The following is a 25307-nucleotide window of genomic DNA, read 5'->3' as shown; positions in this document are numbered from 1 at the left end:
ACTCCCTCATACTTTGGCGACAACCGGGCGGCCAAGCAGTCCTTGAGGACGGAAAATGAGGATCACCACCAGTAATCCAAACGAGAACACATCTTTGTAATCAGAATTCACCATCCCCGAAAATTGTGCTTCGGCGATCCCGAGAATCAACCCGCCCAGCATCGCCCCCGGCAGTGACCCAATCCCACCAAGAACCGCAGCCGTAAAGGCTTTGATGCCGATAACAAACCCGACGTAAAAATCAAAGGTGCCGTAGTTCATGGTAATCAACACACCCGCAAGGCCAGCCATGGCTGCACCAATCACGAACACCAGCGAAATTATCCGGTCCGTATTTATGCCTAAAATCGACGCCATTTTGCGGTCCTGCTGAACGGCGCGGCACATGCGTCCTAATCGGGTATTGCTGATTATCCAGGTGAGCAGCAGCATGCCTGCGAATGAGGCAATCAGAATAAACACTTTGGTATAGGTGACCTGGACAAACCCCTCGCCAAGGTGAAAACGGAACACGCCATCCAGCATTGTTGGCACGCCTTGCTGACGCGGCCCCTGGCTGATTTGCGCATAGTTTTGCAGGATTAATGACATCCCGATGGCCGAGATCAGCGGAGCCAGACGCGTTGAGTTGCGCAGCGGTTTATAAGCGATGCGTTCAATCGTCCAGCCATAGACGCCCGTCACGATAATGGTGAACACCAGCGTGCCGAGGATTAATAACGGAAATGACTCCAGGCCAAACCAGGCGAGCAACGCCAGGCCGATGGCGCTGAGATAGGCGGAAATCATATACACTTCGCCGTGAGCGAAATTTATCATCCCGATAATGCCGTATACCATCGTATAGCCGATGGCAATGAGTCCGTATACGGAACCTAGCGTTAAGCCGTTGATCAACTGCTGAAGAAAGAATGTGCTCATCACCGCGCGCTCGTGTTATGGGCTGCACGACACATGCGTGCAGCCTGATGGTTATATCGCGTCGATAAAAAGCTATCGACGTTGAGCGTGACGCCGTTCCGTTACGGCACTTCGGTATATTTCCCTTTGTCATCCCACTGATACACGACGTAGTCGGAGACTTTCAGGTCACCCTTGTCATCCCAGGATTTTTTGCCCATCACCGTTTCAACCGGATTGGCCTTCAGCCAGGCGCTGGCCTTGGCAGAATCCGTACCGCCAGTCGCTTTAAAGGCTGCGGCGATGGCTTGAACAGAGGCGTAGGAATAAAGGGTGTAACCTTCGGGTTCAAACTTACTGGTGCGGAATTTCTCGATGACGGCTTTGCCGTCGGGGATCAAACGGGGATCTTTGCCAAAGGTCATGTAAATACCGTTGGTGTATTTCGGCCCACCTGCCGCGGTCACCATCTCTTCGTTGACGATACAGTCGCCGGAGAAGAATTTGGCCTGCACGCCTTGCTCACGCATCTGACGCACCAGCGGACCGGCTTCCGGGTGACAGCCACCGAAGAACACCACATCCGGTTTTTGCGCGCCGATTTTCGTGACCAGCGCGTTGAAGTCTTTCTCACCGCGCGACAAGCCTTCGTACATCACGTCATTCACGCCACGTTTTGCCAGCGCGGCTTTCGTCGCATCCGCCAGTCCCTGACCGTAGGTGTCTTTATCGTGAATGATCACCACCCGTTTGGCCTTCAGCTTATCAATAATAAAATCGCTGGCGACTTTCCCTTGCTGATCGTCACGTCCGCACATGCGGAACATATCGCTCATGCCGCGTTCGGTGATTAACGGGTTGGTAGAGCCTGGAGTGATTGCCAGGACGCCTGCGTCGTTGTACACCTCGGAGGCGGGCATCGTCGACGATGAGCAAAAATGCCCGACAACCGCTTTGACTTTGTCCTGATCAACCAGACGGTTAGCGACGGAGACGGCCTGTTTAGGCTCGCAGGCATCATCACCCTGAACCAGCTTAATCTTTTCGCCGTTGATCCCACCGGCGGCATTGATATCTTCGGCGGCCTGAGTCGCTCCATGCCAGTACTGATCGCCATAGGTCGCGTTTGGCCCGGTGAACGGCCCCGCGACGCCAATGACGATATCCGCCTGGGCGGAAAATGCCGTGACCAGACAACCTGCTACTACAAGAGAAAGGGGACTTCTGAGTAATTTCAGCGACATTATTATGTTCCTTAGCAAAGAGGTTTTTGCACCACGGTCCAAACCTGAAGGCAGATGGCGCAGTCAATCCAAAAACAAAAGCGAGAACAAAATGCACGAAACAAACGCGAGCCTGACAATATCCTGCTGATACGGCGAGATTTCCTGTCACCCTTTACGGGCAGGAACATTAAGCAAAATGGTTGCCAGAGTGGATAACCCGTTGCGGGGTTTTGACTTATTTCAGTATAGAGCGCCGTTTTATGCGCTCTGGCAGCATCAACTGAAATTACAGCGGGGATCACATCTCATTAACAATAATGCCCGCCACGTGTGCAACGGTCACGATTCAAGCTATTTTGCACCAGGAAAGCCCATGGGGATGGTGTTGTTATCGTTGTTTGAACACGCTGCGCCGCACGCCTGACGCTGGCGTTGAGAAGTCCCTGGGCATTGTGTGATAAAATCGTTTTCTTTTTTTATCAGGAGTATCTGCAATGACTGAAGGCCCATTAACTGAAAACGAACTGGAGTGGCTGGAAGAGACGTTGATGTCTTACGGTCATGAGGATGCGTCTGTGATTGACGTTTCCGAGCTTGACGGCATGCTTACCGCGGTTTTATCGGGTCCGGTAGTCGTTGAACCCGATACCTGGCTGGTGGCGGTGTGGGGCGGTCAAAAGTATGTTCCGCGCTGGAAAAACGATCGCGAAATGAACCGATTTATCGATCTCTGCTTTAAGCATTTGAACGATATCGCTGAGCGACTGAGTGATTATCCCGATCAGTTTGAACCGGTTTTCGGCGTTAACGACGTGGACGGGAAAAGCTACACCGTGGTGGAAGAGTGGTGTTACGGCTATATGCGCGGGATGGCACTGACCGACTGGTCATCGTTGCCGGAAGCGCTGAAAGCCGATTTAGACATCATTACGCTGCACGGAACGGAAGCGAATGCCGAACAGCTGGATGAATTGACCGAAGACGAATATCACGCCAGCATTGAACGAATCAAACCGGCAGCGCTTCGTTTATATAACTACTGGGTGGCGAACCCGCTAGTGACCGTGGCCCAGCAGCCGATCATCAATGGTGCGAAAGTGGGCCGTAACGATCCTTGTCCGTGCGGCAGCGGTAAGAAATTCAAAAGCTGCTGTTTGCATTAATTGCATTGATAAAAATAGGGCTCATTATGAGCCCTTTTCTTAACCGATTTCCGGTAACAATCCTGCTGCGATTGAAAACTGTACCAGGATAACCACAATACCGCAGGTGAATACCATTGCCAGAAGCGGTTTGCCCCCCCATACCCGATAGCCTGAGTCAGGATGTTGCTGACGGCTTTTCCATGCCAGAAGGGAAGGAAGCAGCAGCGCAAGCACGGCGAGCGCCACGCCCGCGTAGCCCAGCGCCATCACAAATCCGCGTGGGTAAAACAGCGCGAAGGCGAGTGGCGGCAAGAAGGTTACAACGCCTGTCTGGATGCGTCCCCCGACGGAGCGACGGCGCTGGAACAAGTCCGCCAGATAATCGAACAGACCCAGCGCTACGCCAAGGAAAGAGGTCGCCAGCGCAAGGTCAGCAAACAGATGAACCGCCAGCTCAACATGCGGCGAGGCTACCACTTCACGCAGCGCCTGCAGGAATCCATTCAAACCGGAATGGTCAGCCATTAAGCCGATAAACGTCGAGGAATCGATGCTGCCCAACGTCACCAGTTGCCAGAAGATATAAGCAATTAATGGAATGGCGCTGCCGATGATAAACACCCGACGCAGCTTGCGGATATCACCGTTCATGTAGCTCACAATGCTCGGCACGCTGCCGTGAAAGCCAAATGAAGTGAAAATTACCGGGATGGCGGAAAGCGCCAGCCCTTGCTGAAGCGGAAGTGTCAGTAAATTGACTTTGTGCACGTGCGGGGCAAGCAGAACGAGCATCAGCACCAGGAAAATAATTTTGGCGCTAAACAGAAAACGGTTAAACAGATCGACGAGAGAGGTTCCGACACATACCACGCCGCCACCGATTACGGTGAAAAAGATAACGCCGGTCGCCGGGGAAATGTCCGTACCAAACCAGTCATTCACACTCGAGGCGATCAACTCACCCGCGCCGCTTATATAAGCCGCGGTCAGCGCGTACATCAGGAACATCATGCTGAAACCGGTGATCCATTGACCGTAGCGGCCCAGATAGCGTGCCGCCAGCGAGCCAAGCCCTGTGTCAGCAGGAACGTGCTGATAGACCTCAAGCAGCAGCAATGCCGTGTAGCACATCAGCGCCCACAGGCAGCCTAAAAGCAGTAACGTGACGCTAAAGCCGACACCGGCAGCGGCCAGCGGCATCGCCAGCATTCCTGCGCCAATCGTCGTGCCTGCGACGATAAAAATACTTCCCAGAGTTCTGTTTCTCACGCTTTCCTCTACCGCAACAACAAATCGCAACCCATTCTGCGGCGCAGAGTAAGTGAAAAGCACCACTTCGTCAAATCACCGTTACAATTGGCGTAATTAAATATTTACGATTTCGACTGAGTGCGATATTTAGGGCAACTGGCTGATACTTTTGAGGGTTTTGCCTACTTCATAAGGGCAATACTTTCGCGCGAAAATCAGGCGTACCTTAAACAGTAAATATAAATAATCAACAAAAGTGAGAAGCTGATGGCAGGGGATAATCCCTTTCAGGCCGCTTGGAGTCGTTCGGGCAATTTACTGTGTCACGGACACTGGATTATTCACTACAACGGTGAGGCACTTGAATTGCCTGAGCCGCGTCGTGAAAAAGATATGGGGACGTGGGCGATCTACAACATTATGGATCCGGACGATGAGATTTTTGCCCAGGGTTTGAAAGAGGATGAGTGGATAATTGAGAACGTCGAGTGGCTCACCGACCTGTTCTTCGACAACGCTATTCCGCTCGAAAGCGTCAACTATCGCGCCTTTTATCAGGCGATTAATCCTCATGACTGGCGATGCACCAGCTGTGCCGGGTGCATGTAAACCTGTGCCAGCGCAAGGCGTGAGGCCGACTTCGCGTGTAGTCTGTGCCTTTCTTTCTGGAGGGGTTATGACGTCAATTCACGGGCATGAAGTGCTCAATATGATGCTGGAATCTGATGAGCAATATTCAGAAACCAGTCTGATTCAGGTTATCCATACGCGATTCGGTGAAAGTGCGCGTTTCCATACGTGTTCTGCGGAGAATATGACGGCCGCGCAGCTCGTGGAATTCCTGAAGAATAAAGGTAAATTTATTCCCTTATCGGAAGGGTTTTCTACGCACCAAAGTAAAATATGTCAGCATTAAAAAAGGGAGCCAGCAGGCTCCCTTTTAAAATTAATTCTGGGTGTCGAGCGTGGAAAGCTCTTTATCAATAAAGTACAGACCTTCGCCAGATTTACCCACCAGTGACAATTTATCCAGAACAGATTTAAACAATTTCTCTTCTTCGTGTTGTTCTGCCACATACCACTGCAGGAAATTAAAGGTTGGATAATCCTGACCAATCATCGCAGCGTGGGTTAATTCATTAATTTTTTGCGTGATCAGCTGTTCATGTTCGTACGTTGCGCGGAACAATTCATCCAGAGACGCGTACTCCGCGAAAGGGGATGCAACAGGATTAATGCGCGGCAGACTGCCAGTATCGGCCAGATAATCAAACAGACGCTGCATGTGCGTCATCTCTTCCTGAGCGTGACGACGCAGAAATGCGGCTGCGCCTTCAAAACTGTGGAAGCTGCACCAGGCACTCATCTGTTGATAAAGCAGGGATGAAAAAAGCTCAAGGTTCATTTGCTCGTTGAGCTTATCGATCATTTCAGTTTTCAGCATGGTGCAGCTCCATATAATTATTTATGAGTCGGGCAGAGCGTCACTATAATTTGTTATTAAATTATTTGCAAAAGGTAAAATAAAGATATTATTTATTTAAAATACGAATGGGAATAAAACGCATTGGCAATGGTTAATATTTTAATGAGAATTGTTCTGTTTCTTATTTGAATATGCTGCCAGCGCTATTCTGGCAGCACTATTATTAATAGTAGGTATTAATAGTAGGTTTGCTTTGCCGAGGGATTAATCGCGAAACCCTGGCACTTGTATTGGATCGTCACGCTTTCATTCAGGCACAGCGAACCGCTGACAACAGTGCAGGTTTTTATCGGCTGGCCATAAGCTGAAGCGGTCGCGTAACCCATTGCCTGGCATTCACGTGTCGCCGTACCGTTAGTCACGTAATTATCATAATGGCTATTTTGCAGTATTGCCTGACCCATATTGAGCCTGACAACGCCGCTGGTGCTGTCCACGCTGTTCACTTCAGCCTGGCGGGTCACATTACAACCCGCGAGCAACAGAAGCGCGCCTGCAAGGAATAATCTCTTCATATTTCGCTCTGAGTCATTGAAAACACTCTATCCTACCGTCTGATCCGGCGCGCAATGCGTGGAATAGCCAGCCAATCCGCTCTTTCTCTTTGCGACGGCGGTGCTCAATCCGCCAGACTGTCAAATATCGTGCGAAACTTGAGATGGTGTTTGCGGAATAACGCAATGAGTTGCGGATCGAAGTGGCGTCCAGCGCCATCAAAGATCACCTCGCACGCCTGTTCGTGAGTAAATGCGGGTTTGTACACGCGTTTTTGCCGTAATGCGTCGTACACATCCGCCAACGCCAGGATGCGTGCTTCTAGCGGAATATTCTCGCCGCGAAGCCCCTCGGGATAGCCGCTGCCGTCCCATTTTTCGTGATGGAAGTGAATAATATTTTCCGCGACCGGACCCAGCGCCAGGCCCTGAATGATCATATAGCCTTTCGTCGTATGCAGTTTCATTTCGCTGAATTCTTGAGGCGTTAGCGGCCCCTGCTTGCGCAAAATGCGGTCGGGGACGGCGATTTTCCCGACATCATGCAACGAAGCAAAATGCTCAATGTCTGCGATCATTTTGCGGGACAATTTCAGCTCGCGAGCCATCATTGCGCAGTATTTCGCGACGCGCTGGATATGGCTTCCTGTCTCGTCATCGTGCGCGCGGTTGACCTTTTCCAGCGCCTGCACAATATTGCGATTGATTAACCGATTCTCTTTTATATGGCGGCGCATCATTATCAGCATAAACAGGCTAAACAGCGCCGTCACAAGCAAAATGACGCTGACTATTTTCAGCGTGTTTTTGGTTAAATCAGGAAAGAAATCAGGTTCTTCCTGGCGCTCCAGTTGCGTACGGAAGCTAGAGAGACGGTGAATCTGAGTGAGCAGTTGAAAGAGAGGGTGATCGGGCTGAACCCGGGGGCCAACAATAAACTCAGATCGCGTGATGCCAGCCACTTTTAGCACGCCTCGGAACAACTCATTGCCGCGAAGCGTCGACTCCAGCGAACTTAAATCGCCCAGAATATAGTCAATTTTGTTGTTTTCGATGGCATCGATCAGGCCGTTAAGGCTGTGTTGGGTCACGATAACGACGTCGTTACCGAATCGTTCCTGTAAATAGCGGGCGGAGAATGACCCCTCCAGCACGCCGACACGCTGGCTGCGAATACTTTCCTCATCCCACAAAAATGGCTGTTTGATTCGATTGTAATAGACGTTATGCCAGGCAATGTCCGGCCCAATTCGACCTGCTGCATGCTCGGTATTGCTGCTTTCGGCGACATCAACAAGGCGAACAGGCCAGCGCTGTTTGTCCAGCGTTTCGGCATAATTATCAATAAAATGAACATCGACTTCCATGCCGAGTAATTCGCGCATGTCATTAATCATATTGATCGCGGTTCCCTGGTAACCACGGTTGTCTTTCCAGATTATCGGCGCAAAGTTTTCATTTTTAGGTAACCAGATTTCCAGATGATTATTGGCAAGCCAGGCTTTTTCATCATTTGAAATAACAATACGACTGAGAAGGTATTGTCGCTTACTCTCCTCCAGCGCCTGGCGTAACGCCCCGCTGCGGTACCACTCACCAATAAAGGTATTTACCTTTTCACGTAAATCGCGCAGCTCCGGGCTGAACGCTAGCACCACGGGGATACGCAGTTCAGGAAAAGGATGGGAGAGCAGGTAGTAGCGCTGGGTGTTTTCCATCTCACTGGCGTCATTGATGTAGAAGTCGGCTTTACGCTCGCTCAGTAAGCGGAAGGCTTCTTCGCTGGTGGCGACCAGATGAATTGAGCGAAACGTCAGATCCGGATAACGCTTTTGTACGCTCTCAAGCGTGGCATCATTCTGGCGAAACAGAACGCGAGCGTTAGCCAGCTCTTCTGCAGTATTCACCCACATCGATGGGCTGGCAGCCACCACTTCATTGATAAAGAGCTGTGATGAGAGGATTTTGGTGCGCGCCCTCGACTCCGTTCGCAGAACGCCTGCATACACTCCGTAGCTGTCGGTATTAAAACGCTGTCCGATTTCAGGTCCACCTATCGGCTTGAGTTCCAGATGTGTGTCATATTTAAGGTTAATCGCGCGGATAAGTTCGGGATAGAAACCCTGCATTTCGCCCTGGGGAGTGCGCCAGTATTCAAAACTGTCGGCATCATAAATCCAGACGGGAACAGGGTTTGATTGAGGGGAGGGTTGTGCAAACGTTATTCTTGCCCAGAACAGTCCATAAAGGATAATTATCCCGATTAGCAATGCGATGCGAGGCTTCCGGCGGCGCATATTCACAGGTGTTCCCCAAAGGATTTTATGGTCTTTAAAATGCAGTCTAGCTAACCGACGGATTCGCGAGTACAAATTTCGTCACTTTATGAGCACGCACAAATTTGCACCCTCAAAACAGAAATGTGTGAAGTCACCTTAATTTTTTAAAACATTTTTTCAGTTAATTTGAAAGTATGTTTGCCAGATAGTAGAGTTGAGTGGACGAGCTATCTGTGGCGGGACAACCCGCATCGCATTCAGGAGATGAAGAATGAAAATTGCACTGATGATGGAAAACAGCCAGGCGGGGAAAAACGCCATTATTCTTAATGAATTGAAAGGCGTAGCCGACGAAAAAGGCTTCCCGGTGTTTAACGTGGGGATGAGTGATGAGAACGACCATCACCTGACGTACATCCACCTGGGCATCATGGCCAGCATCCTGATCAATTCTAAGGCTGTTGACTTCGTCGTGACCGGCTGCGGCACCGGCCAGGGCGCGTTGATGTCCCTGAACATCCATCCTGGCGTGAACTGCGGCTACTGTATCGATCCGGCTGATGCCTTCCTGTTTGCCCAGATCAACAACGGTAACGCACTGGCGCTGCCGTTTGCCAAAGGCTTTGGTTGGGGCGCGGAACTGAACGTGCGCTTTATCTTTGAAAAAGCATTCACTGGCCGTAAAGGCGAAGGTTATCCACCGGAGCGTAAAGAGCCACAGGTCCGTAATGCCGGTATCCTGAATCAGGTTAAAGCCGCCGTTGTGAAGGACAACTATCTGGATACACTGCGCGCAATCGACCCGGAACTGGTGAAAACCGCCGTGTCAGGCCAGCGCTTCCAGCAGTGCTTCTTTGAAAACTGCCAGGACAAAGAGATTGAAGCCTTTGTTCGCGGTATCGTCGGCTAATCTTACGATAAGTCGCAAGACCGCTAAGACGAAAAGCCAGCATCGCGCTGGCTTTTTTATTATCGTTTTTTCGATACCGCGCTGCCTGCATCTTTGGCCAGGCTTAGCGTATCAAACATTCCGATCAGGCAGATTATGGCGATAGCGACAAAGGCCAGTCGGAAGCTCAGACCGGGTATCGCAGCCATACCTAACGCATCGCTCATTTTCTCACCAATACGAATCCCAATCGCACCCAACGTAATGCCCAGCCCGACGGCGAGCTGTGTGGCCGTCGAAAACAGGGTGTTGGCGTAGCTCATCTGCGCGGAAGGCACATCAGAAAAGGCCAGCGTGCTGACGGCGGTAAACTGAATGGAACGGAAAACCCCGCCTAAATACAAGATTAACAAAATAAGCCAGACAGGCGTTTGCGGCGTGATAAGCGCGCACGCCAACAGCGACAGGACATTTAACGCGCCATTAATCAGTAATAATTTCCGAAAACCCAGACGACGGATGAGCGGCGTTGTCGCAGGTTTGATGGTCAGGTTCCCCACGAAAACGGCCAGCACCAGCAGGCCAGAGTGAAACGCATCCATGCCAAAACCGACCTGAAACATGAGCGGCAGCAGGAAGGGAACTGCGCTAATAGAAGCGCGAAACAGGGAACCGCCGTACATTGTCACGCGAAAGGTGGGGACCTGCATGGCGTCGAGGCGGATCATCGGCCATTTGGCGCGTTGAAAATGACGCAAAGCGTAGAACAACGTTACGCATCCGACAGCCAAAAGCGCGAATGTCACAGCGGTATCGGTCTGCTGAGCCCCCATTGATTCCATCGCGTACACCAGGCTTACCATGGCGATGGTCGTTGCTATGAATCCCGGCAAGTCGAACGGACGGCGGGCATCTTCATGCAAATCCGGGATAATACGCAGCGCCAGGATAATCGCGATGATCCCAAGCGGAACATTAATAAAGAAGATCCAGCGCCAGTCGGCGTAGCTCGTAATAAATCCGCCGAGCGGTGGCCCGATTATCGGCGCAACCAACGCGGGCCAGGTTAACGTGGCGATGGCTGTGATGAGCAGATGTTTAGGCGTTGTTCGCAAGACGGCGAGCCGACCCACAGGCACCATCAGCGCACCACCCATTCCTTGCAATATGCGCATGGTGACGAACTGATCGACTGTTGTGGATAACCCGCAAAATACCGATGCCAGCGTAAAGATGGCCAGTGCAACTGCAAACACCTTCCTGGCACCGAAGCGATCGGCAATCCAGCCGCTGGCGGGGATCAGTACCGCCAGCGTGATGAGGTAAGCGCTGATGCCGATGTTTAACTCTACCGCCTCAACGCCAAAACTCCTGGCCATATCCGGAAGGGCGGTCGCAATCACGGTTCCATCGAGAAACTCCATAAAGAACGCACCGGCGACTAAAAGTGCCGCTGGAGATATCCCGCGGCTCTCCTTCACGTTGATATTTTCTGTCATCTTTACCCTGTCGTATCAAAAAAATTTATAAAAATTTACTGGAACTTATCAGGCGCTAACTCACGGATTTGTCGGTGCTTTTATTAACAATCCGGCAGCATTGTTGGTTTGTTAACTGTGATGTGTATCACGCAATTATTGATTTTTGTGATATTGATCATATTATATGCGGATAAAGAATTACACCTGCATAACAAATTACTGGAGCATCACCATGAAACTGCGCAAAATCCTGAAAAGCATGTGGGCCAACTACTGCAATACGTTTAAAGACGTTCCGCCAGGCGCAATGTTCTGATGAAAAAACCTGCTTCGGCAGGTTTTTTTATGTCCGCGGTCGACGAGAGGGAAGATGAAAGGGCTGACGTTTTGCTACTATGGCGCTCTTTATTAAAGGAGCAGCCTATGTCTCAAAATCTGAGCGCCGATCAGGAACTGGTATCTGACGTCGTCGCGTGCCAGTTGGTAATCAAACAAATCCTTGATGTGTTAGACATTATTGCGCCTATCGAAGTGCGCGAAAAAATGTCCACCCAACTGAAAAACATCGATTTCACTAGCCATCCTGCTGCAGCGGATCCGGTTACGCTTCGCGCAATCCAAAAAGCCATCGCGTTAATCGAACTCAAATTCACACCGCAGGGTGAGTCGCACTAAAATAAACCGATGTTTTGAAATTAGAAATATTTTTGACAAAAAACGCAGAGGGCGACGAGAAACGTCGCCCTTTTGGCAGATTAAAAGAAGGTTTGTACCAGCAGATAGCTCGCCGCACAGGCGCAGCTTACGCCAATCAGCCCCGGTAAAATAAAGCTGTGGTTGATGATAAATTTACCGATGCGCGTGGTTCCGGACCGATCAAAGCCGATACAGGCTAAATCGCTTGGGTAAGTCGGGAGGACAAAGTAGCCGTACGATGCCGGGAAGAAGGCAATCAGCATTTTGGGTTCAATGCCTAACATCAATCCCATCGGCGCGACCGCAGTCAACGCGGCAGCCTGGCTGTTCACCAGCTTTGAAACTAAAAACAGCACGATAGCGTAGGTCCATGGATGGCTTTTCACCACCCCTTCCAACGCCATTTTCAGCTCATCGAGATGGGCCTGGAAAAACGTATCACTCATCCAGGCAACGCCGAATACCGAGAAAATCGCCACCATACCGGCTTTAAACACCGCACCGTTTGATATGGCCGAGGCATTAACCTTACACACTATCAGCATGACGGCCCCGGCAATCAGCATCATCATTTGAATCACCAGATTCATCGATAATGCGGTCATTTTCCCTTTAATTTCAAAAGCGGGACGTAAGTCTGGAAGTGCACCCAGCAGAACAACGACGGCTATCCCGGCAAAGAAAATCCACGTGGACCAGTAAGACTCTTTAGGAAATCGTTGATTCATTAATGTTTCAGTACTGCCGAAGATAAACTCGCGCTGTTTCGGATCTTTTATCTTTTCCTGAAACTCCACGTCATCCGCCAGATCCTTTCCGCGACGCAGGCTCCAGAGTGCCGCGATCAGCACCCCGAAAAGTGAAGCGGGAACGGAAATGGCCAGGATCTCGAGAATTCCCCATGCCTGCCCAACGCCATGCTGGGCACCGATAATGGAGACCAGCGATACCACGGCAACGGAAACCGGCGAGGCGGTAATTGCCATCTGTGACGCGATAGATGCCACTGCCATAGGACGTTCCGGACGAATCCCTTTTTTAAGCGCGATATCAGCGATAATTGGAAACATGGTGTAAACCACGTGTCCCGTTCCGCACAGGAAAGTGAGCGTCCAGGTGGTGAAGGGGGCGAGGAGGGTAATGTGCTGCGGATGTCGCCTCAGCAGTCGTTCTGCAAACTGCATCATCACGTTCAGTCCGCCAGCCGTTTGTAACGTCGCCGCGCAGCCAATCACCGCCAGAATCGTGAGCATCACGTCAACAGGCGGCTTACCGGGTTGCAATCCAAAGATAAAGGTTAAAATGAAAAGGCCGATGCCGCTTATCAGCCCAAGCCCCATTCCGCCAAAACGTGTTCCAACCAGCAGGCAAAGAATGATGACTATAAACTCGATGGTGATCATGAAGCTCCCTCGTCAATAATGAAATTTCCTAAATCATTTCATTTTGTGAGGGTATTGGTTGGGAGCCAGATCGGATTTGTTAAATTTCAATAAAAGCAAAGAGTTGATAACGAATGATTAACAACCAGAGAAGGGTCTGCGGACCGTACGACCACAGACCTCATCTGTAGACTGCACGATTAATGACGCTGGCAATTCACCAAATTCAGTAAATGTTGATCGGTTTGCTCAACACAAAGCCCTGCACATTTCGCGCTACGCACTTCATCAAGAATGGTTTTCAGCAATACACCGTCGTGCTGCTGGTCTTTTTCCATATCCTGTAAAAAATCGAGCGTAGCGCTGTCCTGAAGGAATTCTGCTTCGTCAGCGAGTTTGTTCAGCGTGGTCAAACGTGTTTCATAATCGTCGAGCGTTTTTTGGAACAGCTCTTCCAGCGAAGAATAAGAGCCATCGGTCATATTCATGGCTTTAACCACGGGATTACCCCCGGCACTTTTCATAAAGTCGAAAACACGCATCATTTGTGTGATGTTGCTTTGCGCCTGGGCGCGCAGGAAAGTGGCTGTACCGTTGAGACTGTGTTCGGTACACCAGTCGCTTAAATGGAGATACAGATTGGAGGTGTTGAATTCAAGATTCATCTGGGCGTTGAGTTTCTGAATCATTCCTGGCGTCGTCATAATAATATCCTTATTTCTGGAACCCGATCATTGATACGAGAATAGAGCTGTTCAGCATGTCCTGAATGTGATCGACTGTTCACTTTCTTTACTGACTCAAATCAGCATAGCGTCATCACCGCCCTAAGAAAATGCTTAATGGATTAGATTTACGAACAATGACATTTTTTATTATTCCTTCACCTGTTATGAATTATCTCGACTTATAGTTATCAGGGAATGAAATGTCATGTTTATTATATTTTTAATGTATTACAGAGGGTTAGGTTGTTTATTTGTTTTGATGTCATAAATATCGTGACATGTTTATTTTTGAGAAGCGGCATATTTTGAGGTGGATCATTTTATATAAAATACTAAAAAGTGTGATCCAGGCACATTTTTGATTGTGCGCTTTCCATGAAGATGAAACGGTGTTTTAAATTATATTGAAGATGGAGGCTCCATGGCGAAAGTCGCAGTGTTATTAGCACCAGGATTTGAAGAAGCAGAAGCCATTATCACCATTGATATTCTGCGACGTATGCACATCGATGTTGAAATGCTGGCCTGCGCAGAGTCGCGAGCGGTGGTGAGTTACCACGATATTCCTATGGTGGCAGACAGCACGTTGCGGGAGCGGATGGATACCCTGTACGATGCCGTGGTACTGCCCGGCGGGCCACAGGGCAGTGTGAATCTGGCTGCCAGTCGGGACGTTATCCGTTTTATATCCATGCATGATGAAGTCGGCAAATTAATATGCCCTATTTGCTCTGCAGCGGCGCGGGTATTAGGCGCGAATGGCCTGCTTAAGGGGCGGCGCTATGTCTGCTCTGGCGATTTATGGCAATCCGTGACCGACGGTGAATATGTCGATGCCCCTGTCGTTGAAGATCAAAACCTTCTGAGCGGAAAAGGTCTTGGACATGCGTTTGATTTTGCCCTGACGCTCTCGGCACGTTTATTGGGTGATGAAACGCCGGTTCGCGATCACGCCGATCACATTTACTACGCCTGGTAAATTCTGAGCCGGACGCTATGGCGTTCGGCTTACAGGGACTTCTTAGCTGACCTTATGGATAATCTTGCTTAACCCCTTCTGATTTGTCCGACAAACCCCGTCATTTTTATGTCATTTCTCGCTGAATCTATGCACGCAATTACTGTAATTCTGCGGTGTGATGGCGCTCTCTTATGGATGATTAATTTCCCGCTAAAACTATCTCCAGCACTATCACTTATAACAGGTTTTCTCTAATGCCTTGTTTTAAGTCCGATTAAATAAAAAGTACGTAAATGTTCCCTACATAAAAGAACGCTAAAGCTGGAGATAACCATGCACAAATTTACTAAAACGCTCGCGGCCATCGGTCTGGCTGCCGTTATGTCACAATCCGCTATGGCAGAGAATTTAAAACTCGGTTTTTTGGTTAAACAACCAGAAGAACCCTGGTTCCAGACCGAGTGGAAATTCGCGGATAAAGCCGGGAAAGATCTGGGTTTTGAAGTCATTAAAATCGCCGTTCCCGATGGTGAAAAAACGTTAAATGCGATTGATAGCCTCGCGGCCAGCGGCGCGAAAGGTTTCGTGATTTGTACGCCGGACCCAAAACTTGGCTCGGCTATTGTCGCTAAAGCGAAGGGTTACGGGATGAAGGTCATTGCGGTTGACGATCAGTTCGTTACCGCAAAAGGCAAACCGATGGATACCGTTCCACTGGTGATGATGGCGGCCACCAAAATCGGGGAGCGTCAGGGTCAGGAACTCTATAAAGAGATGCAGAAACGCGGTTGGAACGTGAAAGAAACCGCTGTGATGGCGATTACGGCCGATGAGCTGGACACCGCTCGCCGCCGCACAACCGGCTCCATGGATGCGCTTAAAGCAGCAGGCTTCCCGGAAGCGCAAATCTATAAAGTGCCGACGAAATCGAACGATATCCCAGGCGCATTTGATGCCGCTAACTCCATGCTGGTTCAGCATCCTGAAGTGAAACACTGGCTGGTGCTGGGCATGAACGACAACACCGTGCTGGGCGGCGTGCGTGCAACGGAAGGGCAGGGCTTTAAAGCCCCAGATGTGATTGGTGTGGGCATTAACGGCGTTGATGCGGTAAGTGAGCTGTCGAAAGCACAGGCGACCGGTTTCTATGGCTCCCTGCTGCCAAGCCCGGATGTCCACGGCTACAAATCCAGCGAAATGCTCTACAACTGGGTGACCAAAGACGCTGAGCCACCGAAGTTTACGGAGGTCACTGACGTTGTGCTGATCACCCGTGACAACTTCAAAGAGGAACTCGCCAAAAAAGGACTGGGCGGTAAGTAATTCGTTGTGATTGCGCCCCTCATTCATGAGGGGCCAGCCGTACACTACTGGAATCACGGAGACGTTATGCAACAGTCTGACCCGTATCTCTCTTTCCGCGGCATCGGTAAAACGTTTCCCGGTGTTAATGCGCTGACCGATATCAGCTTTGACTGCTATCCGGGTCAGGTTCATGCCCTGATGGGGGAGAATGGCGCGGGAAAATCCACGCTGTTAAAAATCCTCAGCGGAAACTATTCCCCGACGACCGGAACCATCGCCATTCGTGGTGAAGAGATGGCGTTTGCGGATACCACCGCTGCGCTGAATGCCGGGGTCGCTATTATCTATCAGGAACTGCATCTGGTCCCTGAGATGACGGTAGCGGAAAACATCTATCTGGGACAACTCCCGCATAAAGGCGGTTTCGTTAATCGCTCTTTACTCAATTATGAAGCCGGGCTGCAGCTAAAACATCTGGGCCTGGATATTGATCCGCAAATCCCATTGAAATACCTGTCTATCGGTCAATGGCAGATGGTGGAGATTGCCAAGGCGCTGGCGAGAAACGCGAAAATTATCGCCTTCGATGAGCCGACAAGTTCACTCTCCGCGCGTGAAATCGAAAACCTGTTCCGCGTTATTCGTGAATTGCGCAAAGAAGGACGCATCATTTTATATGTCTCACACCGTATGGAAGAGATCTTTGCCCTGAGCGATGCCATTACCGTCTTCAAGGATGGTCGCTATGTGCGGACCTTCACCGACATGCAGCAGGTTAATCATGATCAGCTGGTGCAGGCGATGGTCGGACGCGAGCTGGGGGATATCTATCACTGGCAACCAAGGCAGTACGGCGCAGAGCGTTTGCGTCTTGAGAATGTAAAAGCGCCTGGCGTACGCACGCCAATCAGCCTGACGGTGCGCAGCGGCGAAATCGTCGGCCTGTTCGGTCTGGTGGGCGCTGGACGCAGTGAATTAATGAAAGGGCTGTTTGGCGGGACGCGCATCACGGAAGGCCAGGTCTACATTGACGGCCAGCCGGTGAATATCCAAAAACCGGCGCACGCCATTCGCGCGGGCATGATGCTGTGTCCGGAAGACCGCAAAGCCGACGGGATCATTCCGGTTCACTCGGTTCGCGACAACATTAATATTTCAGCGCGGCGTAAGTTTATCCGTGCGGGCTGCCTGATTAATGACGGCTGGGAATCCAGCAATGCGGATCACCATATTCGTTCGCTGAATATTAAAACCCCGGGTGCTGAACAGTTGATCATGAACCTCTCCGGCGGCAACCAGCAGAAGGCGATTCTCGGGCGCTGGCTATCAGAAGAGATGAAGGTCATTTTGCTCGATGAACCGACCCGCGGCATCGACGTTGGGGCCAAACACGAGATCTATAACGTCATCTATGAACTGGCAAAACGCGGCGTGGCGGTGCTGTTTGCGTCCAGCGATCTTCCCGAAGTGCTTGGCGTTGCAGACCGCATCATCGTGATGCGTGAAGGCGATATTGCCGGCGAGTTACACCATGAACAGGCGAATGAACAACAGGCGTTGAGCCTCGCCATGCCTAAAGTCAGCCAGGCTGTCGCCTGAGTAAGGAGTTAATGATGTCCTCTGTTACTACATCGCAAACGCAGAAGTCGGCTTTCAGTCTTGGTCGCATCTGGGATCAATACGGAATGCTGGTGGTGTTTGCCGTCCTGTTTATCGGCTGTGCGATTTTTGTGCCTAACTTCGCCAGCTTCATCAATATGAAAGGCCTCGGGCTGGCGATTTCCATGTCTGGCATGGTCGCCTGCGGCATGCTTTTCTGTCTGGCCTCCGGTGATTTCGATCTGTCTGTCGCCTCGGTGATTGCCTGTGCCGGCGTGACAACGGCAGTGGTCATCAACATGACGGAAAGCCTGTGGATTGGCGTTTTTGCGGGTCTGTTGCTGGGTATGCTCAGCGGGCTGGTGAACGGCTTCGTGATCGCGCGTTTAAAAATCAACGCCCTGATTACCACCCTCGCTACCATGCAGATTGTGCGCGGTCTGGCGTACATCATTTCTGACGGTAAAGCGGTGGGTATTGAAGACGAGCGCTTTTTTGCGCTGGGCTATGCCAACTGGCTGGGTCTGCCTGCGCCAATCTGGCTGACGGTGGGCTGTCTGATCATTTTCGGTTTCTTGCTGAACAGAACCACTTTTGGGCGCAACACCCTGGCGATTGGTGGCAATGAAGAAGCGGCACGTCTGGCAGGTGTTCCGGTTGTGCGTACGAAGATTATTATCTTTGTGCTTTCAGGACTGGTGTCGGCAGCGGCGGGGATTATTTTGGCTTCGCGAATGACCAGTGGACAGCCGATGACGTCGATTGGTTATGAGCTGATTGTCATCTCTGCCTGCGTTTTAGGCGGCGTATCGCTTAAAGGCGGCATCGGAAAAATCTCATATGTGGTGGCGGGTATCCTGATCCTCGGCACGGTTGAGAACGCCATGAACCTGCTGAACATCTCCCCGTTCTCTCAGTACGTGGTACGCGGCCTGATCCTACTGGCGGCGGTGATTTTCGACCGTTACAAGCAAAAAGCGAAACGCACCGTTTAAGCACTTTTCCCCTCCCAGCGACCCAACTTTTAAGTCTAGTCGTCCCCCCCAACCGCTTGCCAGCTTTGCTGGTAGGCGGTTTGCGAAATGGCGAGCCCCGTCACACTGTCTATACTTACATGGCTACTGAGATGCTAACCGTTTCGACATCTCGCTAACTGTAAGGAGGACAAGGGTGGCAGACACGTTAACCATACCGCCTGTGCTGACCGGAGAGTACGCATTCTTTTTCGACCTCGACGGGACGCTGGCCGAGATCAAACCGCATCCTGACGAGGTGGTTTTACCTGCCGATATTCTCCGGATGTTGAATCAGCTATCAGAATTGAATCAGGGGGCTCTGGCATTGATATCAGGGCGCTCAATGGCCGAACTCGATGAACTTGCCCGGCCTTACCGCTTTCCGCTTGCCGGTGTGCACGGAGCGGAGCGCCGCGACATCCATGATCAATCGCATATCGTTTCTCTCCCCGAGCCGCTCGTGAAGTCACTGCATGCGAAACTCACATCGGCGCTTTCCCATTTTCCGGGGACGGAACTGGAAGCGAAAGGCATGGCCTTTGCACTGCACTATCGCGGTGCACCAGAGCATGAGCAGGCGATAACCCAGCTTGCGGCGTCTGTCGTTGAGGCTAACGCTCAGCTGGCGATTCAGCCAGGCAAATGCGTTGTTGAGATTAAGCCAAGGGGAATCAATAAAGGCGAGGCGCTGAAGGCGTTTATGGCCGAGATGCCGTTTAAAGGGAGAACACCTGTCTTTGTCGGTGACGACCTGACCGATGAAAGCGGTTTTAGCGTCGTGAATCAGGAAAACGGGATATCGGTAAAAGTCGGGCAGGGTGAAACCTGTGCGAAATGGCGACTGGCGAATGTTGCCAGCGTCTGGCAGTGGATCGCTGAAATCGCTAACCAGCAACAAGAAGAAAAAATAGCGCATCACAACAGGAGAAAACATTATGGGTCGCTTAGTCGTAGTCTCTAACCGTATTGCGCCACCGGATGATAAAAAATCCAGCGCCGGGGGTCTGGCGGTAGGGATTTTGGGTGCCTTAAAAACAGCGGGTGGACTCTGGTTTGGCTGGAGTGGAGAAGTCGGTAACGAAGATAAGCCTTTACAGAAAGTCACGCGCGGTAATATCACGTGGGCGTCGTTTAATCTCAGTGAACAAGATCATGAGGAGTATTACTCCCAGTTCTCAAACGCGGTGCTGTGGCCTGCGTTTCACTATCGCCTGGATCTGGTCAAATTCCAGCGAGACTCCTGGGAGGGCTACACGCGCGTCAATGCGCTGTTAGCGGACAAACTGCTGCCATTGATCGAAGAAGACGATATTTTGTGGATCCACGATTATCACTTGCTTCCGTTTGCCAGCGAGCTGAGAAAACGGGGGGTGAACAATCGCATCGGTTTCTTCCTGCATATACCGTTCCCGACGCCGGAAATTTTTACCGCCATTCCACCGCATGAAGAGCTGCTGGAAGGATTGTGCGACTATGACCTGCTGGGCTTCCAGACGGAGAATGACCGTCAGGCGTTCCTCGAGAGCGTCGCGGGTAAAACGCGACTGACCACCCATCATGGAAAATCCCATCAGGCATGGGGGAAAACCTTTGATACAGAAGTCTATCCCATCGGGATTGAGCCAGACGAAATTGCCGCTGATGCCTCCGGGCCGCTGCCACCTAAACTGGCTCAGCTGAAAAATGAGCTGAAGAACGTTAAAAACATTTTCTCTGTCGAGCGACTGGATTATTCAAAAGGGTTGCCCGAGCGCTTTCAGGCTTACGAGAGGCTGCTGGAGAAGTATCCTCAGCATCACGGTAAGATTCGTTATACGCAGATCGCGCCAACGTCGCGTGGTGAAGTCCAGGCCTATCAGGATATTCGTCACCAACTCGAAACTGAAGCCGGACGTATTAACGGACGTTATGGCCAGTTGGGCTGGACACCGCTCTATTATCTGAATCAACACTTCGAGCGTAAAGTCCTGATGAAGGTGTTCCGCTACGCTGAGGTTGGTCTGGTGACGCCGCTGCGTGATGGGATGAATCTTGTCGCAAAAGAGTATGTGGCTGCGCAAGATCCTAAAGACCCAGGCGTGCTGGTTCTGTCGCAGTTTGCTGGGGCGGCCAATGAACTCACCTCCGCGCTGCTCGTCAATCCATACGACAGTGATGATGTGGCGAATGCGTTGGATCGCGCGCTCAAAATGCCGTTAACGGAACGCATTTCCCGGCATGCGGAGATGATGAAAGTCATCCGCGAAAATGATATTAACCACTGGCAGGAGACGTTTATTCGCGATCTCAAGCGTACAACTCCCCGTAGCGTGGAGAGCAATCTGCAAAAAAAGATTGCAACCTTCCCTAAACTCGCCTGATAGATATACCCCCTCGGCAAATCAATTGCCGAGGGGAACCAGCAGCACATCCACCTGGCTTGAACTGACAATCGCTTTTGCAGAGCACGCCGCGCGTGAGAAAAAGCTGTGGTTATGATTCCCACATATCACCAGATCGATGCGCTGTTTGCGGCAAATATCCAGAATATGTTCATTCAGCTCACCCGTCGCAATATAGGTACGCTCGACAGGGTAATGGGCTCTATCTTCCAACTCCTGAAGAAATTGCTGCGTCTCTTCCTGCAAAAGTCCACGTATGTTTTCCAGCATCGGTGCGGCCAGCTGATTGTACATTTCCGGCTCAGCGGCGAGGGTGATAAAACTGACGCGAGCGTCGAGGGGGCGTGCTATGGAAACGGCGCGTGCGACGAGGAGATGGCTTTCGGGTGAGACCGCAACAGAGACGAGAATGTGGGAGTAACTCATTACGCACTCCTTATACTATAAGCCCACGATATCCAACACCATTACCGCTATTCTACTGAGTTCGCAAGTGGGCAATACGACACTCGTGTGACGCTTATCATAATTATTCATTAATTATTCTTATAAAACGAATAGTGGCATAACGCAGGTTGCTACGATAAATGAGGAACTTAACGTAAATCCAACAAAATTAATCATGTACTATTGAATGGTTGTAACCGGTTATCAACCGGTTTGATATGATAACTATTCGCGATTATTTAACATTCATCAATAACTAACACGTTGTTTTTAAAATAAATAATGAAATTGTTTCTATGGTAGAAATGAGCGTGAGGCACTTTAGGGCTGTCTCGAAACCCCAATCGTAAATTTGTGTTCATATTGTTAATACTTATGCATGACTATTCGTTCAGTGAGAATAGAAAGGAGTCGCATTTGAACGCTTTTTGTTCAATCAACAAGTCATACTGATGGGTTTGCAGATTTTTCTGGCTAAATTTTGTGATCTAGATCACACTTTTTTTAAATTCTTGGTAGGGCTGGATTGTATGTCTCAAACCTGACGAGTAGAGTTGCCGCAATTAGGAAAAATCTTAGTTATTTGTAAGAATTGATAAAGCGTGTTATCAGAATGTAACGATTACAGCACTGAGCGTTTTACTCAGCACGACCCTTAATACAACTATGCATTTAGCCTTTTCTTTATTTTTTTACCGGGGTTTTCCCGGCGACATCACGGGATGCGGTTTATCCGCATAAAAATTATAGTTGGTTATTGTGGATGGGAAAAATGCACACATCCGAAATGTTGAAACATGTCTATGACATCAATTTGTCATACTTATTACTTGCACAACGTTTGATTAGTCAAGACAAACCTTCCGCGATGTTCCGCCTTGGTATTAGTGAAGAAATGGCGACAACATTGGGCGGTTTAACGCTTCCGCAGATGGTTAAACTGGCGGAAACTAATCAACTGGTTTGCCAGTTCCGTTTCGACAGTCACCAGACCATTACGCGTCTGACCCAAGATTCTCGTGTTGACGATCTGCAACAGATCCATACCGGTATTCTGCTTTCAACGCGTCTCCTCACTGAAGTCAGCCAGACTGACGAAGTGGCCCGGAAGAAAAGGGCTTAACGATGAGCGAAAAAAGCATTGTTCAGGAAGCACGCGACATTCAGTTGGCAATGGAACTGATCACGCTGGGTGCCCGCTTGCAAATGCTGGAAAGCGAAACTCAATTGAGTCGCGGTCGTCTTATCAAGTTGTATAAAGAATTACGTGGCAGCCCGCCGCCAAAAGGCATGCTGCCATTTTCAACCGATTGGTTTATGACCTGGGAGCAAAACATCCATGCATCGATGTTTTGCAATGCCTGGCAATATCTTCTTAAAACGGGTTTATGCACTGGCGTAGACGCTGTTATCAAAGCGTACAAACTTTATCTTGAGCAATGTCCGCAGCCTGAAGAAGGCCCGTTGCTTGCGCTGACCCGAGCCTGGACTTTGGTGCGCTTTGTTGAAAGCGGCCTGTTGCAATTGTCGCGCTGTAACTGCTGTGACGGCAACTTTATTACCCACGCTCATCAGCCTGTAGGTAGCTTTGCCTGCAGTTTATGCCAGCCGCCATCACGTGCGGTAAAAAGACGTAAACTTTCCCCGCAATCTGCCGATAGTAATCCACAACTGCTGGATGAACAGATCGAACAAGCTGTTTAACCCGAACGTAGGGGCAAGATTCCAGCAGCGGTAAGAAATTACCGCTGCTTTTTTTTACCCCGCATTCCGGTCAATCATTCGAACTGCGCATCTTGCCATAGTCACTAGCTGAAGGATGATGTCGTGCTTATCGTATTAGGTTACCTGGTAGTTCTCGGTACAGTTTTCGGCGGTTACATGATGACCGGCGGACACCTTGGAGCACTCTATCAACCCGCTGAGCTGATTATTATCGGCGGCGCAGGCATAGGTGCATTCATCGTTGGCAACAACGGTAAATCCATTAAGGGCACGCTTAAGGCGCTCCCATTACTTTTTCGTCGTTCGAAATACACCAAAAGCATGTACATGGATCTGCTCGCGCTGCTCTATCGCCTGATGGCGAAGTCGCGTCAGCAGGGCATGTTCTCGCTGGAAAGGGATATCGAGAACCCGAAAGAGAGCGAAATTTTCGCCAGCTATCCACGTATTCTCGCTGATGCGATGATGCTGGATTTCATTGTCGACTACTTACGTCTCATCATCAGCGGCAACATGAATACCTTCGAAATCGAAGCGCTGATGGACGAAGAGATCGAAACCCACGAGAGCGAATCCGAAGTGCCGGCCGCTGCGCTGGCCATGGTCGGCGACTCCTTACCGGCATTCGGTATCGTTGCGGCGGTCATGGGTGTGGTTCACGCGCTGGCGTCAGCAGACCGTCCGGCGGCGGAGTTGGGTGCATTGATTGCCCACGCGATGGTGGGTACGTTCGTCGGTATTCTTCTGGCGTATGGTTTTATCTCTCCACTGTCGAGTGTGTTACGTCAGAAGAGCGCAGAAACAACGAAGATGATGCAGTGCGTGAAAATCACGTTGCTGTCGAACCTGAACGGCTACGCACCGCCAATCGCGGTGGAATTTGGGCGTAAAACCCTTTACTCCAGCGAGCGTCCTTCGTTTATCGAGCTGGAAGAACACGTACGTGCGGTGAAAAACCCAAACCAACAGACGACCACTGAGGACGCATGAAAAATCAGTCCCATCCCATCGTCATAGTAAAAAAGCGCAAACACAAAGGTCACGGGCACGGTTCCCATGGCTCGTGGAAAATCGCGTATGCGGACTTTATGACCGCGATGATGGCGTTTTTCCTTGTGATGTGGCTGGTGTCGATCTCAAGCCCCAAGGAGCTGATACAGATTGCGGAATATTTCAGAACCCCGCTGGCGACAGCCATTACGGGTGGGCCGCGAGTCTCTAACAGCGACAGCCCCATTCCTGGCGGTGGTGATGACTTCACCCAACAGAAGGGTGAAGTCAAAAAAGAACCGAATATTGATGAGCTGAAAAAGCGTATGGAACAAGCGCGCCTCAAAAAATTACGTGGCGACCTTGACCAGTTGATCGAGGCCGACCCGAAACTGCGCGCGCTGCGTCCACATCTGAAAATCGATCTGGTGCAGGAAGGGTTACGCATCCAGATTATTGATAGCCAGAACCGCCCAATGTTCAAAACAGGTAGCGCGGAAGTCGAATATTACATGCGCGATATTTTGCGCGGTATTGCGCCTGTGCTGAACGGTATTCCTAATCACATCAGTCTTTCTGGCCATACGGATGATTTCCCGTATGCCAACGGTGAAAAGGGATACAGCAACTGGGAACTCTCAGCCGATCGTGCCAACGCCTCGCGTCGCGAGCTGGTGGCAGGTGGGCTTGATGAAGGCAAAGTTCTGCGCGTCGTCGGCATGTCATCCAGTATGCGTGTGACCGACCGCGGGCCGGAAGATGCCGTCAACCGTCGTATTAGTCTTTTGGTACTCAATCAGCAGGCGGAGCAGAGCATTCTGCACGAAAACGCCGATAGCCAGAATGAGTCACTGGACGATTTAAAACAGCCAGGGGCAGTTCCTTCGGCTGCCGTTCCAACATCGCCACAAGCCAATCCGAGGTGA

26 protein-coding genes are annotated in these 25307 nt (G+C 50.5%); 16 read left to right on the top strand and 10 right to left on the bottom strand.

The window, feature by feature from the left end:
* Positions 1-6: 6 nt before the first annotated feature.
* Together I6L74_RS21145 and I6L74_RS21140 are read right to left on the bottom strand one after the other, a co-directional pair.
* Positions 7-921: an ABC transporter permease subunit gene (locus I6L74_RS21145; protein ID WP_059179656.1), complete on the bottom strand. Its 915-nt coding sequence runs from the start codon at positions 919-921 to the stop codon at positions 7-9.
* Positions 922-1022: 101 nt separating this feature from the next.
* The gene (locus I6L74_RS21140; protein WP_059179657.1) at positions 1023-2144 is read right to left on the bottom strand and encodes a branched-chain amino acid ABC transporter substrate-binding protein; all 1122 of its coding nucleotides are present in this window, start codon (positions 2142-2144) and stop codon (positions 1023-1025) included.
* Positions 2145-2620: 476 nt separating this feature from the next.
* Between I6L74_RS21140 and I6L74_RS21135 the strand changes: the two genes are divergently transcribed.
* Entirely contained in the window at positions 2621-3289 is a 669-nt protein-coding gene (locus I6L74_RS21135; RefSeq protein ID WP_059179659.1) for a YecA/YgfB family protein, read from the top strand.
* Positions 3290-3328: 39 nt separating this feature from the next.
* On the opposite strand, the gene tyrP is transcribed toward I6L74_RS21135, so the two are convergent.
* Positions 3329-4540: a tyrosine transporter TyrP gene (gene tyrP, locus I6L74_RS21130; protein WP_059179807.1), complete on the bottom strand. Its 1212-nt coding sequence runs from the start codon at positions 4538-4540 to the stop codon at positions 3329-3331.
* Positions 4541-4789: 249 nt separating this feature from the next.
* Between tyrP and I6L74_RS21125 the strand changes: the two genes are divergently transcribed.
* Complete coding sequence (locus I6L74_RS21125) at positions 4790-5131, top strand: PM0253 family protein (RefSeq protein WP_059179660.1); 342 nt, start codon at positions 4790-4792, stop codon at positions 5129-5131.
* A gap of 67 nt (positions 5132-5198) precedes the next feature.
* On the top strand, positions 5199-5438 hold the full coding sequence (locus tag I6L74_RS21120) for a YecH family metal-binding protein (RefSeq protein ID WP_059179661.1): 240 nt from the start codon (positions 5199-5201) through the stop codon (positions 5436-5438).
* Between the two features lie 30 nt (positions 5439-5468).
* Here the strand turns inward: I6L74_RS21120 and ftnA are convergent, their stop codons facing one another.
* The 3 genes from ftnA to I6L74_RS21105 all read right to left on the bottom strand — a co-directional run bounded on the left by ftnA (position 5469) and on the right by I6L74_RS21105 (position 8631).
* Positions 5469-5966, bottom strand: a complete 498-nt coding sequence (ftnA, locus tag I6L74_RS21115; RefSeq protein WP_059179662.1) for a non-heme ferritin — start codon at positions 5964-5966, stop codon at positions 5469-5471.
* A gap of 218 nt (positions 5967-6184) precedes the next feature.
* The gene (gene yecR / locus I6L74_RS21110; protein ID WP_059179663.1) at positions 6185-6523 is read right to left on the bottom strand and encodes a YecR family lipoprotein; all 339 of its coding nucleotides are present in this window, start codon (positions 6521-6523) and stop codon (positions 6185-6187) included.
* Between the two features lie 104 nt (positions 6524-6627).
* Positions 6628-8631 (bottom strand): HD domain-containing phosphohydrolase, encoded by a 2004-nt coding sequence (locus tag I6L74_RS21105; RefSeq protein WP_243398817.1) that lies wholly within the window; start codon positions 8629-8631, stop codon positions 6628-6630.
* Positions 8632-9052: 421 nt separating this feature from the next.
* Between I6L74_RS21105 and I6L74_RS21100 the strand changes: the two genes are divergently transcribed.
* A complete protein-coding gene (locus tag I6L74_RS21100) occupies positions 9053-9691 on the top strand; it encodes an RpiB/LacA/LacB family sugar-phosphate isomerase (protein WP_059179665.1) in 639 nt (212 codons plus the stop codon).
* 59 nt (positions 9692-9750) lie between these two features.
* Here the strand turns inward: I6L74_RS21100 and I6L74_RS21095 are convergent, their stop codons facing one another.
* Complete coding sequence (locus tag I6L74_RS21095) at positions 9751-11169, bottom strand: MFS transporter (protein WP_059179666.1); 1419 nt, start codon at positions 11167-11169, stop codon at positions 9751-9753.
* 214 nt (positions 11170-11383) lie between these two features.
* Between I6L74_RS21095 and azuC the strand changes: the two genes are divergently transcribed.
* Together azuC and I6L74_RS21085 are read left to right on the top strand one after the other, a co-directional pair.
* Positions 11384-11467 carry a stress response protein AzuC gene (gene azuC, locus I6L74_RS21090; RefSeq protein WP_014832437.1) on the top strand — a complete coding sequence of 28 codons (84 nt, stop codon included), beginning with the start codon at positions 11384-11386 and terminating at the stop codon, positions 11465-11467.
* Positions 11468-11574: 107 nt separating this feature from the next.
* A complete protein-coding gene (locus I6L74_RS21085) occupies positions 11575-11826 on the top strand; it encodes a DUF2766 family protein (RefSeq protein ID WP_015959482.1) in 252 nt (83 codons plus the stop codon).
* 80 nt (positions 11827-11906) lie between these two features.
* Here I6L74_RS21085 and I6L74_RS21080 read toward each other — a convergent pair whose 3' ends face one another.
* A complete protein-coding gene (locus tag I6L74_RS21080; RefSeq protein WP_059179667.1) occupies positions 11907-13250 on the bottom strand; it encodes an anaerobic C4-dicarboxylate transporter in 1344 nt (447 codons plus the stop codon).
* 179 nt (positions 13251-13429) lie between these two features.
* Positions 13430-13933: a non-heme ferritin-like protein gene (locus tag I6L74_RS21075; RefSeq protein ID WP_059179668.1), complete on the bottom strand. Its 504-nt coding sequence runs from the start codon at positions 13931-13933 to the stop codon at positions 13430-13432.
* A 445-nt stretch (positions 13934-14378) separates the two neighbouring features.
* Here I6L74_RS21075 and I6L74_RS21070 point away from each other — a divergent pair, with 445 nt between their 5' ends.
* The 6 genes from I6L74_RS21070 (at position 14379) to otsA (ending at position 21198) form a co-directional block, all read left to right on the top strand.
* On the top strand, positions 14379-14936 hold the full coding sequence (locus I6L74_RS21070; protein WP_059179669.1) for a DJ-1 family glyoxalase III: 558 nt from the start codon (positions 14379-14381) through the stop codon (positions 14934-14936).
* A gap of 315 nt (positions 14937-15251) precedes the next feature.
* Positions 15252-16241: an arabinose ABC transporter substrate-binding protein AraF gene (araF, locus tag I6L74_RS21065; protein ID WP_059179670.1), complete on the top strand. Its 990-nt coding sequence runs from the start codon at positions 15252-15254 to the stop codon at positions 16239-16241.
* A 66-nt stretch (positions 16242-16307) separates the two neighbouring features.
* Positions 16308-17822 (top strand): L-arabinose ABC transporter ATP-binding protein AraG, encoded by a 1515-nt coding sequence (gene araG / locus I6L74_RS21060; RefSeq protein ID WP_059179671.1) that lies wholly within the window; start codon positions 16308-16310, stop codon positions 17820-17822.
* A 14-nt stretch (positions 17823-17836) separates the two neighbouring features.
* Positions 17837-18817, top strand: a complete 981-nt coding sequence (gene araH / locus I6L74_RS21055) for an L-arabinose ABC transporter permease AraH (protein ID WP_015959476.1) — start codon at positions 17837-17839, stop codon at positions 18815-18817.
* A 175-nt stretch (positions 18818-18992) separates the two neighbouring features.
* Positions 18993-19799 carry a trehalose-phosphatase gene (gene otsB / locus I6L74_RS21050; protein ID WP_059179672.1) on the top strand — a complete coding sequence of 269 codons (807 nt, stop codon included), beginning with the start codon at positions 18993-18995 and terminating at the stop codon, positions 19797-19799.
* Positions 19774-21198 carry an alpha,alpha-trehalose-phosphate synthase gene (gene otsA / locus I6L74_RS21045; RefSeq protein ID WP_059179673.1) on the top strand — a complete coding sequence of 475 codons (1425 nt, stop codon included), beginning with the start codon at positions 19774-19776 and terminating at the stop codon, positions 21196-21198. The genes otsB and otsA overlap by 26 nt, the downstream gene beginning before the upstream one ends.
* A gap of 21 nt (positions 21199-21219) precedes the next feature.
* Here otsA and uspC read toward each other — a convergent pair whose 3' ends face one another.
* Positions 21220-21645, bottom strand: coding sequence for a universal stress protein UspC (uspC, locus tag I6L74_RS21040; RefSeq protein WP_059179674.1), 426 nt, complete (start codon positions 21643-21645; stop codon positions 21220-21222).
* 793 nt (positions 21646-22438) lie between these two features.
* Between uspC and flhD the strand changes: the two genes are divergently transcribed.
* The 4 genes from flhD (at position 22439) to motB (ending at position 25307) form a co-directional block, all read left to right on the top strand.
* Positions 22439-22789 carry a flagellar transcriptional regulator FlhD gene (gene flhD / locus I6L74_RS21035; protein WP_041689445.1) on the top strand — a complete coding sequence of 117 codons (351 nt, stop codon included), beginning with the start codon at positions 22439-22441 and terminating at the stop codon, positions 22787-22789.
* A 2-nt stretch (positions 22790-22791) separates the two neighbouring features.
* Positions 22792-23370 (top strand): flagellar transcriptional regulator FlhC, encoded by a 579-nt coding sequence (gene flhC / locus I6L74_RS21030; RefSeq protein ID WP_015959471.1) that lies wholly within the window; start codon positions 22792-22794, stop codon positions 23368-23370.
* A gap of 123 nt (positions 23371-23493) precedes the next feature.
* Positions 23494-24381 carry a flagellar motor stator protein MotA gene (gene motA / locus I6L74_RS21025; protein WP_015959470.1) on the top strand — a complete coding sequence of 296 codons (888 nt, stop codon included), beginning with the start codon at positions 23494-23496 and terminating at the stop codon, positions 24379-24381.
* Complete coding sequence (motB, locus tag I6L74_RS21020; protein WP_059179675.1) at positions 24378-25307, top strand: flagellar motor protein MotB; 930 nt, start codon at positions 24378-24380, stop codon at positions 25305-25307. Before motA ends, motB begins: the two co-directional genes overlap by 4 nt.

The organism is Lelliottia amnigena (assembly GCF_019047465.1).
Classification (GTDB): Bacteria; Pseudomonadota; Gammaproteobacteria; order Enterobacterales; family Enterobacteriaceae; genus Enterobacter; species Enterobacter amnigenus.
The sequence above is the reverse complement of the archived record's forward strand: the minus strand, read 5'-3'. Positions and strand labels throughout refer to the sequence as shown.